The organism is Aquimarina longa SW024 (genome assembly GCF_001401755.1).
GTDB classification, from domain to species: Bacteria; Bacteroidota; Bacteroidia; order Flavobacteriales; family Flavobacteriaceae; genus Aquimarina; species Aquimarina longa.
The window spans coordinates 183,592-199,584 of record NZ_AVQK01000010.1; the positions used below are offsets into that span (position 1 = coordinate 183,592).

General features: G+C 32.7%; 7 protein-coding genes. 5 read left to right on the forward strand and 2 right to left on the reverse strand.

Annotated features, from left to right (window positions below; all coding sequences use genetic code 11):
• Positions 1-9 precede the first annotated feature (9 nt).
• Together N456_RS00560 and N456_RS00565 are read left to right on the forward strand one after the other, a co-directional pair.
• Positions 10-1,785 carry a RagB/SusD family nutrient uptake outer membrane protein gene (locus N456_RS00560; protein WP_062053026.1) on the forward strand — a complete coding sequence of 592 codons (1,776 nt, stop codon included), beginning with the start codon at positions 10-12 and terminating at the stop codon, positions 1,783-1,785.
• A gap of 76 nt (positions 1,786-1,861) precedes the next feature.
• Complete coding sequence (locus tag N456_RS00565) at positions 1,862-5,185, forward strand: VCBS repeat-containing protein (protein WP_062052784.1); 3,324 nt, start codon at positions 1,862-1,864, stop codon at positions 5,183-5,185.
• A gap of 486 nt (positions 5,186-5,671) precedes the next feature.
• On the opposite strand, the gene N456_RS00570 is transcribed toward N456_RS00565, so the two are convergent.
• Both N456_RS00570 and N456_RS00575 read right to left on the reverse strand, forming a co-directional pair.
• Positions 5,672-5,896: a hypothetical protein gene (locus N456_RS00570; protein WP_148639126.1), complete on the reverse strand. Its 225-nt coding sequence runs from the start codon at positions 5,894-5,896 to the stop codon at positions 5,672-5,674.
• Between the two features lie 191 nt (positions 5,897-6,087).
• Positions 6,088-8,652: a M1 family metallopeptidase gene (locus tag N456_RS00575; RefSeq protein WP_062052788.1), complete on the reverse strand. Its 2,565-nt coding sequence runs from the start codon at positions 8,650-8,652 to the stop codon at positions 6,088-6,090.
• A 427-nt stretch (positions 8,653-9,079) separates the two neighbouring features.
• Here N456_RS00575 and N456_RS00580 point away from each other — a divergent pair, with 427 nt between their 5' ends.
• The 3 genes from N456_RS00580 to N456_RS00590 all read left to right on the forward strand — a co-directional run bounded on the left by N456_RS00580 (position 9,080) and on the right by N456_RS00590 (position 15,874).
• Complete coding sequence (locus tag N456_RS00580) at positions 9,080-9,949, forward strand: bile acid:sodium symporter family protein (protein ID WP_062052791.1); 870 nt, start codon at positions 9,080-9,082, stop codon at positions 9,947-9,949.
• Between the two features lie 382 nt (positions 9,950-10,331).
• Positions 10,332-14,747: a fibronectin type III domain-containing protein gene (locus tag N456_RS24910; RefSeq protein WP_082422383.1), complete on the forward strand. Its 4,416-nt coding sequence runs from the start codon at positions 10,332-10,334 to the stop codon at positions 14,745-14,747.
• A 245-nt stretch (positions 14,748-14,992) separates the two neighbouring features.
• Positions 14,993-15,874: a hypothetical protein gene (locus N456_RS00590; RefSeq protein WP_062052795.1), complete on the forward strand. Its 882-nt coding sequence runs from the start codon at positions 14,993-14,995 to the stop codon at positions 15,872-15,874.
• Positions 15,875-15,993: the final 119 nt, after the last annotated feature.

Genomic DNA, 15,993 nt, shown 5'->3' on the forward strand with positions numbered 1-15,993 from the left:
AAATCAAAGATGAAAGAAGTATTTATAGATATAAAAACAAGAAGAATACTGATTTTAGTATATATATCAGTAATAGTAAGTATACCATTTCAGTCTTGCCAGAAAGAATTAGAAATTCCGTTACAAGGGCAATATAGTACAGATGTCATTACTTATGATGCAAATTGGGTTGGATCTCAGCTTACGGCTGCATATGGGATGCTCGATGGAAATCTCGATGGAGATGATATGTGGAGAGCTGCAGGATCTAACTGGGTGTATGGAGAGGTAGCATCGGATAATGCATATAAAGGGAGTGAGTTTGGAGATCAGCCTATCATTAATAATATAGAACGATATGCTGCTAATTCTAATGAGAGTCGATATTATGGTTATAAATGGAATGCTGTTTTTGAAGGGGTGGCAAGAAGTAATGAAGCCATCAAAGGGGCAAAGAAAGGATTAGAAAGAGGAGAACTTACTCCTGCAGAGTCTATCCAACTAGAGGCAGAAGCAAGATTTCTAAGAGCACATTACCATTTTGAAGCTAAAAAGATGTGGGATAATATTCCATATATTGATGAGACTGTAACGGTATCTCAATCTAATATAGATGTAGATTCTTGGAGTGCTATAGAAGCAGATTTTGCCTTTGCTGTAGAGAAGCTTGCAGAAAACTCTAGATTTGTCGGAGCAGCAAATAGCTGGGTGGCAAGGGCATATTTAGCTAAGGTACACATGTATCAATTAGACTATACTGCTGCAAAACCAGTATTAGATGCGATTATAAATTCTGGACCTTATAGTCTAACACCAAAATATTCTGATAATTTTAATGCAGAGACGAATAATAATGTAGAGTCTATTTTTGCAATACAAAATACTGTAGGGGATGGCTCTGCAGGAGATGATAATGCCAATTGGGGGGATGCTCTTAATTTTCCTAATGGTGCTCCTGTTGGTACTTCGCCTACGGGAAGTTCTTGTTGCGGTTTTTTTCAGCCATCGCAGAATTTGGTGAATGCCTATAAGACAGATGTATCAGGTTTACCTTTATTAGATACATTTAATGATGTAGATGTGGTTAATGATGATGGAATTGCTTCGGATGCTAGTTTTACTCCATATACAGGAGAGTTAGATCCTAGATTAGATTGGAAAGTAGGGCGTAGAGGAATTGATTATAATGGTTGGGGAATTATGCCAGGACAAGCATGGATTAGGAATCAACCTAATGGAGGACCGTATTTACAAAAGATAACTTTATTTAGAAAAAGCCAATTTGAAAATGGAAGTATAGATGCCGGCTTAGCATGGGCTCCAGGAGTTAGTTCTATGAATACTAATATCATCAGATTTGCTGAGGTACTATTATGGAGAGCCGAAATTATGGCAGTAAAAGGAGAAGGCGATCTAGGAGTAGCATTAGTAGATAGAATCCGTACACGTGCTGCCAATCCAGATGATTTTGTTAAAGAATTAGATGCTAATGGAAAGCCAACAGGGAATCCAGCAGCAAATTATGTGATCCAGCCTTATGGTAGTTTTACCAGTCAGGAGCAGGCTATAAAAGCTGTAGCACATGAGTATAGAATAGAAACAGCTTTAGAAGGGCATCGGTTTTTTGATTTAGTAAGAAGAGGAGTTGCAGACCAAGTGCTTAGTACATATCTAAATACAGAGATTACAAAACGTTCTCACTTAAACAGTGCATCGTTTACTGCAGGAAAAAATGAACGTTACCCTATACCACAAACAGTTATTTCAGTAAGTAATGGAAAGATTAAGCAAAATGAGGGATACTAATTAGTTTTTTTGATTTTTTTTAGAACAGCGTGTTGTATGTAAACACGCTGTTCTTTATGTATAATTGTATAATGATATGTATAAATTTATAAGCTCGTTAGTCTGTTTAGTACTGTTTATTAGTTGTTGGCAAAAACAAGCATCAATTGATGATCGAATATTTACTAGTGTACCCCCTGCTGTAACCGGTATTCAGTTTCGTAATACTCTGATAGAGAATGATTCGTTAAATTACTTTACATACTCTTATCTGTATATGGGCGGAGGTATTGCGACAGGAGATATTAATAACGATGGGTTGTTAGATCTTTATTTTACAGGAAATCAGGTGCCTAATAAGCTGTATCTTAATAAAGGGAATCTTAGATTCGAAGATATCACTACTACAGCAGGAGTATCTGGAGATGAGAGATGGTATACTGGGGTAACTATGGTAGATGTTAATAATGATGGTTGGTTAGATATCTATTGCTCAGTAAGTGGAAAATTTGGTTCTAAAAAGAATCAGTTGTTTTTAAATAATGGAGATCATACATTTATAGAAAAGGCAGCTGAATATGGTATTGATGATATAGGAAACAGTATTCAGGGAACATTCTTTGATTATGATCGTGATGGAGACTTAGATCTGTATGTAGCCAATTACCCTTCGACTACATTTAATGCTCCTAATTTTTACTATAAATTTAAAATGTCAAATATAGAGGATACAGAAACGGATCATTTGTATAGAAATGATGGAGATACGTTTACAGAAGTTACAGCGATTGCAGGGGTTAAGAGTTTTGGACTTACACTAAGTGCTACAGTAGGAGATGTTAATAATGATGGTTGGTCAGATATCTATGTATCTAATGATTTTAGTACCCCAGATTATCTGTATATAAATAATCAAGATGGAACGTTTAAAGAGGTTGTTAAAAAAGCAACAGCACACACGGCTTTTTTTGGTATGGGAACTGATATTGCGGATTATAATAATGATGGGAATCTAGATATTTTTCAGGTGGATATGGATGCGCAGACGAATCAGCGCAAAAAAGCTAATATGGCAAGTATGAATCCTAGATTATTTTGGAGTACAGTTAATGCGGGTTTTCATTATCAGTACATGCATAACTGTTTACAGCTCAATACAGGAGTGATTAAGGATGGAGTACCCTATTTTTCTAATATGTCTAGAATAACAGGTACTTCTTCAACGGATTGGAGTTGGGGACCTCTGTTTGCAGATTTTGATAATGATGGACGAAAAGATATATTCATTACCAATGGTACCAGAAGAGAGATCAATAACAATGATTATTTTAAAACCTTAGCTAAAGTAGCACATAAGAATGATAGTTTGTTACAAAGAAGCTTAATGATTCCTTCTGAGAAGATCGCTAATTTTATGTTTCATAATGTATCGAATTATAGTTTTGAAGATGTTACTAAAGATTGGGGTATCGAGTATAAAGGTTTTTCTAATGGAGTAGTCTATGCTGATTTAGATGCTGATGGAGATTTAGAAGTGATTACCAATAATATTGATGACTACGCATCAGTTTTTAAAAATAAAAGTTCGGAAAAGAATAATCATATCACAATCCAGTTTAAAGGAGGTAATACAAATACTCTTGGATTAGGTAATAGAGTATATATAACAACAGAGGGGCAAACCCAAATGCAGGAACTTACCTTATCCAGAGGATTTCAGTCATCAGTTGCGCCACAACTACATTTTGGGCTAAACCAATCCAAAATAATCGAAGAACTAAAGGTCGTCTGGGCAGATGGAAAATCTCAAACTCTTTATAATATTGATGTGAATCAAAGGATGGTACTAAAGTATGATGATGCAATAAGTTCTGATACTATAGAGTTGTCAGAAAAAGAAACAACTGTATTTACTACAGAAACCAGTACTTTTTTTCCTAATTATAGACATCAGGAGAATGCATATAATGATTTTTCTAAACAAGTTTTGCTTCCGCATAAGATGTCATCACTAGGTCCCGGAGTAGCAGTAGGAGATTTAAATGCTGATGGATTAGAGGATTATTTTATAGGGGGCGCATCGGGATATTCTGGGAGTATATTTTTTCAGCATATAACAGGTTTTAAAAAACAAGCGGTAGCGGTACTCCAAAATGATCGATTGTATGAAGATATGGGGGCTGTTATTTTTGATGTAGATCAGGATGGGGATAATGATCTCTACGTAGTAAGTGGTGGATATGAGTTTTCTGCGGCATCAGAATTACTACAAGATAGGTTATATCTTAATGATGGTAAAGGGAATTTTACCAAAGTAAAAGAAGGAGCATTACCAGTACTATTAACAAGTGGATCTCGGGTATATCCTATAGATTTTAATAAGGATGGAAAACAGGATGTATTAGTTTTGGGGCGTCAGATACCTGGGCATTATCCTGCTGCGGCAAATAGTTATTTATTACAAAATACTACTGAAAATGGAAAGGTGCAGTTTAAGAATGTTACGGCTACATTTGCTAAAGAGTTAACTGATCTAGGGATGGCTACAAGTGCTATAATTACAGATTATAATAATGATAGTTGGTTAGATTTTATGATTGTTGGGGAGTGGATGCCTATACGGGTTTTTAAAAATACAGGGACAGGGTTTAAAGAGGTGTCACAAGAGTTAGGATTAACCACAGCGACTACAGGCTGGTGGTGGAGTATCGCACAAGGAGATTTTGATCATGATGGGGATATGGATTATATGGCAGGGAATAATGGATTGAATTATAAATATAAGGCAACAGAGGATGAAACCTTTGATATCTATGTTAATGATTTTGATAAGGATGCTAAAGAAGATATTGTACTGAGTTATTATAATGATGGGAAACAGTTTCCGGTAAGAGGGAGGGAGTGTTCATCGGATCAAATTGCTACGATTAAACATAAGTTTAAAGATTATAAAAGTTTTTCTGAAGCCACACTAGTGGATGTGTATACTAAAAAATCTTTAGAATCTTCATTGCACTATCAGGTACAATCTTTTGCAAGTGTGTATATAGAGAATCAAGGGAGTAAGTTTGTAATTCATTCCTTGCCAAAGGAAGCCCAGATATCTTCAATTCATCAAATCTTGGTCAATGATTTTGATAAAGATGGTTCTCTAGATGCTCTTATTGCGGGTAATATGTATGGATCAGAAGTAGAAACTCCTAGAAATGACGCTGGATATGGGTTGTTTCTAAAAGGTAATGGAAAAGGAGGTTTTAATCCTATGCCAGCTACAGAAAGTGGTGTGTTTATACGAGGAGATGTTAAAGATATGGCTCTGTTACAGACCAGTACATCAGATTATTGTATCATAGCTAAAAATAATGATCATCTACAGGTGGTAAAGACCAATGCTCAATATAAAAAAGAGGAACAACCATAGCAGAAACGTACTAATCTTAGGAATAAAGCTTTTAAAAGTTTCATTTAAATAGAATTTTTGACACTATCCCGTTAAGTATGTAACTTAAAATATCAAAGGGTTAGCCTTTTTTTCTAAATACCATTTTCAAATCAGTTACTAAATAAAACCCAACAAATCCAAAACTGCTTATAGCCATTATATATTACCCTTCTGGGATAAGTAAAAATATATTCACGCCTATTAAAAATAGACAAAATGGATAGGTAAATAATCTAATCAATATATTGTTAAATGACCATTCTTTTTCAGGTTGCTTTTCCCTAATTTCAATATCCAATATTTCATATATTTCTTCAAGCTGATTTTTTGTTTCGAATAGATAGAGTTTACGAAAAACTGTTATTAGAATCAGCAAGAAAACCAACCCAATTAGAATTAGGAACCAATTTTCTAGAAAATCAAAATCAGTTGAGAAATTGATAAAAACAAAGTATAGAATTCCGATTAAAATAATCCAATGAACGTTTTTCCGATAGGATTCAATTTACTCGTTATATTCGTCAGATGATTATTTGTATTAAGTTCAAATTTAAAAATCGGATAGAAAGCACTATTCCACAAATTCTGTTTCCAAACTTTTATTTCGTTCCGATCAATTTCTCCTTTTGGTCTAAAATCACGAGAAAAAATATTCCATAAATGATTCAGAAAAGTGTCTTCTTTTCTCAATTTAATTAGTTTTTCTATGTCTTTTTTTGTGATTTCCACTTTACTTTACTTACTGACAACAATACAATAAATAACAATTGCTACTACATTTTATGTATTTTTTAATTTACCAAAAGCTTACCTCTAACTTACTTATACTTAATTTAATAATTGTGATGAATTACTCGATTATATAGGATTATGTTATATGTTTACTTATTGTTAGCGTATCTTTTGTAAAGGTTATCTGTAGCTTGTAATAGCTTATTTTTTAAGTTTTTATTAAGCTCTGGATGTGTGGCGATATAATTATCGACTATAGAATAAGCATCTATTGAGTTATATCTACCTATTGTATTGTTTAACCATCCCAATGGGAAAAAGATATCTCCTGTTTCTTGGACTTCCTCAAGAAGATCTAAGCTCATTTTTACAGTTTTAATTCCTTCGTTTTGCCATAAAGGATGATGAATATACCAGCAAGCTGTTAGAACCCAATTTTCTTTTTCTCTATTCTTAAGATCTTTAAATGTTCTAAAATAAGCGGTTCTTTTTGCAGGATCAGAATCTAGTGCCGGTTTTAAAAAATCAAAACGCTTTATTTTGTCTGGATTGGTAAGCTCTGATTTAGATTTTTCTAATATATGAGGTGCTTTAGGATGACCAAATAGTGCTAATTGTTGTGCTAAATTGATATAATCATCTTGGTTTAAAATAAGGTTATCTATAGTTTCTTCTTTATTCCATATTTTATACAATCGTGAAATTCCTGACTTAGAATGTGCAATAGATTTATAAGTATTGAAGAGGTTTTTTTTAATATTTTTAGATTCTGGTTGTTGTAGTCTATTGTATATTGTTTTTTCTAATTCTGGTAGATATTTAAGGCGTTGTTCTTCTGTTAATGAATTCCAATAAAGATTAGTCAATTGTATTGAGATCATTCTTAATATTAATTCATTAGACTCTGTTTTTAATCCTGTTTTAAGATTTTTTAAAACGATACTATTATGAATAGTTCCTCTAAGAGTATTTTCATAGATGTTTAAATAAGAATGTGCTCTTGATACATCTTCTTTTATCGAAGAGGTTTGTGCTATAACTTTTTCATTAACCGGAAATACACCATACCCATATCCATTACTATTATACAATACACATATAGGTTTTGGAGCTCCAATGGCCTGCGTTATTTCCATAGTTTTTGCATTGTTTAATACAGGAATTGTAACAGTCTTGTTTGGATATACTAAACTAATATCAAAAGATTGTGGCCAGAATTTTGCAGAGCCATCTTCAGCTTTTTGAGTTAGCGTAAATCGCTTAATATTATGAACTTCATCAAACTGAATATCTCCAGAAAATATGGGTCTACCTGTAGAGTTAACCCATACATCACTCCAAGTTTTTAAATCAAGATCTGATTTTTTATCAAGAATAGTTACTAGTTCGTTCCAGTTCGCATTACTATTTGCATAGGTGGTAATGTATTCTCTAACACCATCTTTAAATTTTTCTTTTCCTAATGAAAACTCTAATTGGCGCATCATAATAGGTGCTTTATTATAGATGATACTTCCATAAAGTGATCCTGCATTATTAAGATTGTCTAATTCTTGACGAATTGGATTTGTACCTAGTGTACGATCTACACTATATGCTCTTGGGTAATGTGAGGTTAAAAACTGTAGATCATGATTGATATCGGTAAAAACAGGATTTACAATTTTATCAGCCATAAAATTAGCAAATACTTCTTTCATCCAGACATCATTAAACCATTGCATCGTTACTAGATTGCCAAACCACATATGTGCCGTTTCATGCGCAATAAGTTTGGCTCTAGCTAATTCTTGTGAACGCGTAGCGCTTTTATCCAAAAATAAGCTTGATTCTCGATATTGTATGGCACCTGTATGTTCCATCCCTCCGTATTGAAACCCTGGGATTATTGCAAAATCAAATTTTTGAAACGGGAAATTATACTTAGTGTAACGTTCTAAAAAGTCCAAAGATGATTGATGTAATTCAAAAATAGGATCAGTACTGGCACTAATTTTCTCTTCATTGGTTTCTCTAAATAACATATGCATTGGACGATTGGTTGCTCGAGAGATAGTTTCTGTAAATTCTCCAGCAACAAAAGAGAACAGATACGTACTCATTTTATCAGACTCTTTAAACTGGTAAGTTATTGTTTCATCATTAGTTTCTTTTGTCTGGATAGGAGCACCACATAATACTTTCCAGTTTTTTGGAGCCGTAATATTAAGTTTATATGTTGCTTTAATATTGGGTTGGTCAAAACAAGGGAATACTGTTCTAGCACGATCAGGTACTAATAATGTGTAGAGATAACTAGTGTTTCTATTTAGAGATAACTCACCAGCAGTAAAAGCAATTTCTATAGTATTTGCGCCTAATTGTAATGCCTCTTTAGGAATGATAATATGCTCTTTAGCATAAGTAATCGTAGTTTCTTTTTTATTAACGATTAAGTTTTGTAAAGTGGATGGTTTTTCTTTAAAATCTAAATAAAGAGGATGGGATAAGTCATTTATAGTAGCTTCTAGGATAAGGTTAGAAGGAATTGGAAGTTCTTTTTCTTTTGGAATATTAAATGATAAATGATATACAATATCTTGTACTTGCGTACTTCGATAATCTGCCATATCTAATGGAACTCCAGTACTGTTAAGAGATACTTTTTTTTGTGGAGTAAGGGAACAGGATGCGTAATAAAGAATTATAAATAAGTATATTAAACGTTTTATCATAATATTTTTTTGTAGAGGAGATTATTTTAGTTCTAAATTTAGTATTTCGACTAATGATAGGTGTACTTCTTGATATTTAGTTATTTATAGTATTGGTGTTTTTCATTTTTTAAAGCTTTTTTTTTCTTAATTAACCCGAGAATTTAATCAGATTATGGTATAGAGAATTATCTAAAAGGTTAAATATATGGTAAGTAAGGGAGAAAACAAGTAATTATCTTCAACAAAAAACCAGAGAATATCATCTAGTGAAGAGAAAGTTTACCTTAAGATAGACAAATGAGATTTTAAAGACACAATTCATAAGAGAACCAAAAATGTAGAAGCCTCCCTACTCAGACCAATTAGGATAGCTGTATAAATATAACAATTGAGTCGGGTTCGTTATATTTTTGGTATCTTACTTATCAAATTTAGAATTATTATTATGGATAATATCTCAACAATTTTTTTAGCAATATCTCTTATTATTATCATGTTAGGAATGGGATTGTCATTAGTTATAGATGACTTTAAAAGAATATTTGTTCATCCAAAAGCAATATTGGTAGGTTTAACTAATCAAATATTGATTTTACCATTAGTAGGTTTTGGACTAGCATCGATATTTCCAACACAACCAGAGATAGCTATTGGAATTATGATTCTGGCAGCATGTCCTGGAGGTCCAACATCAAACTTAATATCACACTTAGCAAAAGGTGATATTGCATTATCTGTTACACTTACTGCGATAAGTAGCTTTGTTACTATTCTAACAATACCTTTTATCATCAATTTTGCACTCTTACATTTTTTAGAACAAGGGCAAGTAATAGCACTGGATATCATTCAGACAATTATTAAAATTTTAGTAATTACAGTTATTCCCGTAGGTATTGGGATGTTAATTAGAAAGTATAAAGAAAATTTTGCCTTAAAAATGGCAAAACCTGTTAGACGTGCTTCGGGTATTTTACTTATCATTATAATAATAGCGATTATTTTTAAAGAAAAAGAAAACATTGTTTCTTATTTCCGACAAGCAGGAGTAATTGCTTTATGCTTAAATGCGGTTACTATGATTATTGGGTATTATTCTGCAAAATTATTTAGGATTACGGATCAAAGAGCGATTTCTATTGCAATTGAATCTGGAATCCAGAATGGGACTTTAGCAATTACCATAGCAATTGTATTGCTTCAAAACACTTCATTTGCAGTAGCTCCTGCTGTATATAGTATCATAATGTTTTTTACAGGAGGTATTGTTGTGTATTTAGGAATTAAGAAGCATAATGCCCAAAACAAAAACTGATACTACAGAACTCCTATCTAAAAATCATTAGAAATACTATACCATATTTTAAACATCTTAGACACCTTTTTTTATATAAATTTTCTTTACAATAATTTCATATAAGAAATGGTGATTTCTGTTGTTTTAAAAATTAATTTTATATCAAGATTTATATTTCTACAAATTCTCTACAGAATTGTAATGTATTTTCGTTCGTGATTATCAACAAAAATCAGTCGTATTATTTTTCTAAATTCTATCTTACTTAAATAGCATTAGATAGAAATAACTTAGAGTCTAAATAAGGAAGACTATTTAAAACATTAAAACTACACATAACTATAAGAATAGAAATTAAAAAAAGGCTAATTTAAATTTAACACAAACACAAACTCAACTCATGAAAACAAGAAAACATTTATGCTTTCTGGTCGTTCTTATGTTCTTATCTGCGATAAGTACTGTATGGGCTCAGAAAGAAGAACAGTGCGGTGCAGAACCACCCGAAAATTACAACAGATTTATGCTTAATCGACTTCAATCGATTACTCGTAATAGGGCTTTATTAGCACCAGTATCACTCCCAGTACAGCATCACGTATCTCGAAATTCGAACGGAAGTTCTCCATCAATAACCAGTGCAAAAATTAAAAATGTAATGGACGAATTAAATGCTACTTATGCACCGATGAATATTTCGTTTTATGAATATGCTCCTATTAAATATATAGATAACAGTAGTTGGAACTCTTCATTCAATAAAAGTTCTGACAGCCAATTGACCCAATATGAAGAAGCAAAAGCTATTAATGTCTTCTATTTTTCTAATGTAAAAGGATCTAGCAGTTCTATATGTGGTTTTGCTAAATTTCCAGGAACAGGGAATAGAGTAATACTAAAAGTATCTTGCTCCCAGAATGGATCAACAGCTTCACATGAATTAGGACATTATTTTTCTATCTTACATACGCATTCTACAAGCAATGGAAGAGAACTTGTAAAACGTACTAATTGTAGTCGTGCAGGAGATTTTTTTTGTGATACTCCTGCGGATCCAAAATTAAGTAATAAAGTAAATTCTAATTGTAAATATACTGGATCTTCTAAAGACTCTAATGGAGATGCATATCAACCAGATACAAGAAATGTAATGTCATATACCTCTAAACCTTGCCGTACAGGTGGGTTTACCAGCGAGCAACAAAATGCAATAACAACATCTCTAAAATCCGATAGAGCTTATTTATTAGCTGATACTAATGATAAAGAAGCTCCAAGTATTCCTACAGGACTTAAGGCTTCTAATACAACTGCAAATAGTACAAATCTCTCTTGGAAAGCATCAACAGATAATATAGGAGTTGCAGAGTATGAGATATTTCAGGACAGTAAACGTGTAGGAACATCTACTGTTACTAATTTTAGTGTAAGTGGATTATCACCCAATACTAGATATAGTTTTACAGTAAAAGCAAAAGATGCCGCAGGGAATATATCAAAAAACAGTAGTAAAGTTAGTATAACTACATCAGAGAGATCAGCTTGTACGGGGATTAGTAGTTTACCCTATACAGAAAGTTTTGAAAATGGTATAGGAGCATGGACACAAGAAACTAATGATGCTATAGATTGGACAAGAAAGTCAGGTGCTACTAAATCAAAAAAAACAGGTCCATCAGAAGCTTCTGATAGACGATATTATATCTATACCGAAGCCACAAAAAACTATACCAAAATAGCATTGTTAACTAGCCCTTGTATTGATCTGTCAAATCAACCAAATTCACAACTTAGTTTTGACTATCATATGTATGGTTCTAATATGGGAACTATGGAATTTAGAGCTTCTACAGACAATGGTATTACTTGGAAAACGATATGGAGTAAGAAAGGAGATCAAGGCAATAATTGGAAATCTGAGACGATATCTTTGTCTAATTATGGAGGTAGTATTATAAAACTACAGCTTAAAGGTACTACGGGGAGTAGTTATAGAAGTGATATGGCAATTGATAATCTAAAGATCACTTCTACAGCTCTTGATAACCAATCACCAACAGTACCAACAAATCTAATAATTTCTAATATAACAAGTACTTCTATAGACCTTAGTTGGAATGCTTCGACAGATAATACCGATGTTATAAAATATGATGTATATCAAGAAGGAGTACTTATTGGTTCCTCAGTAAATACAACATATAACGTTAGTGGTCTTACAGCTAATACAGAATATAGCTTTACAGTAAAAGCAAAAGATGCTACAGGAAATAGCTCCGGAAATAGTAATACAGCTAGTATCACTACATCAGAAGAATCAACTTGTACAGGAATCAGTAGTTTTCCTTATAGTGAAAGTTTTGAAAATGGTATAGGAGCATGGATACAAGAAACTAATGATGCTATAGACTGGACAAGGAAATCAAAAGGCACTAAATCAAAAAGAACAGGTCCATCAGAAGCTTCTAATAAACAGTATTATATCTATACTGAAGCTACAAGAAACTATACTAAAATAGCCTTGTTAACTAGCCCTTGTATTGATCTGTCAAATCAACCAAACTCACAACTTAGTTTTGACTACCATATGTATGGTTCTAGTATGGGAACTATGGAGTTTAGAGCTTCTACAGACAATGGTATTACTTGGAAAACGATATGGAATAAGAAAGGAGATCAAGGCAATAATTGGAAATCTGAGACAGTATCTTTGTCTAATTATGGAGGTAGTGTTATAAAACTACAGCTTAAAGGTACTACGGGGAGTAGTTATAGAAGTGATATGGCAATTGATAATCTAAAAATTATTTCTGTAGTACCTGATACCGAGATACCAACAGTACCTACAGATCTAACAGCTTCTAATATAAGGAATACCTCTGTAGATCTTAGTTGGAATGCTTCGACAGATAATACGGGTGTTACAGGATATGATATCTATCAAGGAGGAATATCTATTGGTTCATCAACAAATACAACATATAGTGTTCATGGTCTTACAGCTAATACAGGATATAGCTTTACAATAAAAGCAAAAGATGCTGCAGGGAATACCTCTGGGAATAGTAATACTGTTAATATAACTACCACAAATACTGTTCAGTATACATTGAATATTAAAATAAAAGGACAAGGAATAGTAAGCGGAGGTGGAAACTACAATTCTGGAGAAGTAGCGACTGTAAAAGCAACTCCTTCTACCGGCTGGGAATTTGGTGGATGGACAGGTGATTTATCAGTAAATACAAATCCATCATCTATTACGATGGATGTTGATAAAACAGTAACTGCTACATTTACAGAGACTCCAGTAATTAGTACCTCTACAGAAAAATATCGTTTAACATGGAGAGGTAATACCGCTACAACTATGGTTATAGGGTGGAATCAAGTACGAGGAACCAACCCTGTAGTGTATTACGGGATTACAGATTTTGGAAGTAATTATACTTCTTATCCTTTACATAAAGCTGTTGATAGAACTGTTTCTAGTAAAGGAATGAACAATAACTATGCACGATTAACGGGACTTCAGGCAGATACTGCATACTATTTTGTGATAAAAGATAGTGAAGGTGTTTCTAAACGATTCTGGTTTAAGACTGCTCCGAGTGATCCTAATACTCGACTATCTATTATTGCCGGTGGAGATTCTAGAAACAATCGTACTCCTAGAAAGAATGCAAATAGGTTGGTTGCTAAAATACGACCACATGCAGTGTTTTTTGGAGGAGATATGACAAGCTCTTCCTCTAGCTCTCAATGGCAAAATTGGTTTGATGATTGGCAATTGACGATAGGTTCTGATGGAAGAATTATTCCTGTAGTAGCAGCGCGAGGTAATCACGAAAAAGCGAATGATATCAGAGATCTTTTTGATATTCCTACTGCTGCAGGTGGAGAGTACTATGCCTTAAGTTTTGCAGGTAATTTGGTAAGGACATATACTTTAAATACAGAAGTAAGCCCAGCAGGTACTCAGGGTAAATGGTTAGCGAATGACTTAACAACTAATTCTGCAAATCATACTTGGGCTATAGCTCAATATCATAGAGCCACTAGGCCTCACGAACCAGGTAAATCAGAACAAAATGATCAGTATGAAGCGTGGTCAAAACCATTTTATACAAATGCAGTGCAACTGGTAATGGAAAGTGATTCTCATGTAGTGAAACGCACATGGCCAATTAAACCATCAACAGGTTCAGGAAGTGATGAAGGATTTGTGAAAGCAGCTACTGACCCCCAAAGAGCAGTGTATGTAGGAGAAGGATGTTGGGGAGCTCCTCTAAGAAATGCTTCTGATACTAAAAAATGGACAAGAGCTTCTGGATCATTTAATCAGTTTAAATGGTTATGGATAGATAACAATAAAATAGAACTTAGAACCATAAAAGTAGACAATGCTAGTAGTGTAGGGCAATTAAGTGATACTAATATATTTGTCTTGCCCACCAATATTGATGTTTGGAATCCAACAGGAGGAAGTGTCGTAACTATTGATAACCCGCATAAAGTAAATGCTACATTGCCAAGAACTAATATTGTATCGATAAAAAATAATACTGCTAAAAGAAAATTAAATCTTTATCCAAATCCAATAGAATTTGGAATGTTGCATATTAAATATCATAATTATACCAATACTCATAGATCAGAAGCATTAATTAGAGATATGTTTGGAAGAGTTGTTGATAAAGTTATTTTTAAATCCGAAACAACAACTTATAACATTAACAAATTGAATACAGGGGTTTATTTTATTGTTATTAAAACAGAAAAAGGAGAAATCAGTGAAAAATTTATTAAGAGATAATCACAATTTCTTTATTTCTTTGTAAAAAGTAAAAACTGCCTGAGATTATTATTCAGGCAGTTTTTTGTAATCTTAATTTTTTCTATCGAAAAGAATTTAAGAATTTTACATTTTAGTATCGTTAAAGGCAAAAAAGTAATATAAAAAGATATTTAAGCCATTTTTTTAAATGGTCAGCAGTTAGATTAGATAAAAACTTTTAATAAATAGTTTATTTTTTAAAACACTAATTTTTACATAAACTAATGACATCATTATTACATTCTAAGCATAGATTAATTACAATTCTAAAAATTTCAGCTTTTGTTATATTCTTAGGAAGAGCCTATCAGCATATACTATGGGATCCCCCGTATAGAACATTTTTATGGGATGAAAGTATTCTAAAGAATGTTGTTGAAAATATCTTTGGAGTAGCATGGCATGATTATGTAACCAACCTCTCTGTTGATAATACAATCTCTTTATCGATAAAAGTAATAGGAGTTTTTTATTTATTATGCGCCATTGTTACATTGCTGATGAAACCTAATATGAAGAAATTAGGCAAATTCTTTTTATTAGGAGGCAGTATCGGACTTCTTATTTTAGCACTACTATATTGTAAAGAAAAATTTTTTCATGTAGGACAGTTTTTTGAGTATACAATTCAATTTTTAAGTCCAGTGCTCCTATACATGATACTATTCACAACGATTGATTTTAAAAAGATACGTCTAATAGCCCTTATCGCTATTGCGCTTACATTTAGTTGTCACGGTCTCTATGCGATAGGATATTATCCTAGACCAGGTAATTTTATTGATATGACTTTAAACAGCATACCAATTAGTGAACCTAATGCGCATGTATTACTAAAAATTGCAGGGATTCTTGATTTTGTTATTGCTGTTGCTATTTTTATTCCTAGGATTTCTTATGTAGCTTTAGTCTATGCATTTATATGGGGAGGATTGACAGCGATTGCTCGTCTAACAGGACATTTTCATGTTGATTTTCTATGGAATACATTTAATCAATGGACATGGGAAGTTCTTATTAGATTACCTCATGCCTTTATTCCTTTGTTTGTAATGATTGCAGATCGTCCTAATTTATATTTCTGGAAGAGAACTCAAGCGATTTAATATTAAATAACCTTTTTTGCTCTATATATCATAAAAGATTTTACAATTAATCAAAGCTATAATAAATATTTCTTAAACTCTATTTTTTTACTATTAGTAAAATAGTGTTCATTTTTGTG

What these genes read in the sequence shown, in the direction of transcription:
- N456_RS00575 (WP_062052788.1), bottom strand. Translation starts at nt 8,652, where the DNA reads ATGATAAAACGTTTAATATACTTATTTATAATTCTTTATTACGCATCC.
- N456_RS00565 (WP_062052784.1), top strand. Translation starts at nt 1,862, where the DNA reads ATGTATAAATTTATAAGCTCGTTAGTCTGTTTAGTACTGTTTATTAGT.
- N456_RS00560 (WP_062053026.1), top strand. Translation starts at nt 10, where the DNA reads ATGAAAGAAGTATTTATAGATATAAAAACAAGAAGAATACTGATTTTA.
- N456_RS00590 (WP_062052795.1), top strand. Translation starts at nt 14,993, where the DNA reads ATGACATCATTATTACATTCTAAGCATAGATTAATTACAATTCTAAAA.
- N456_RS24910 (WP_082422383.1), top strand. Translation starts at nt 10,332, where the DNA reads ATGAAAACAAGAAAACATTTATGCTTTCTGGTCGTTCTTATGTTCTTA.
- N456_RS00580 (WP_062052791.1), top strand. Translation starts at nt 9,080, where the DNA reads ATGGATAATATCTCAACAATTTTTTTAGCAATATCTCTTATTATTATC.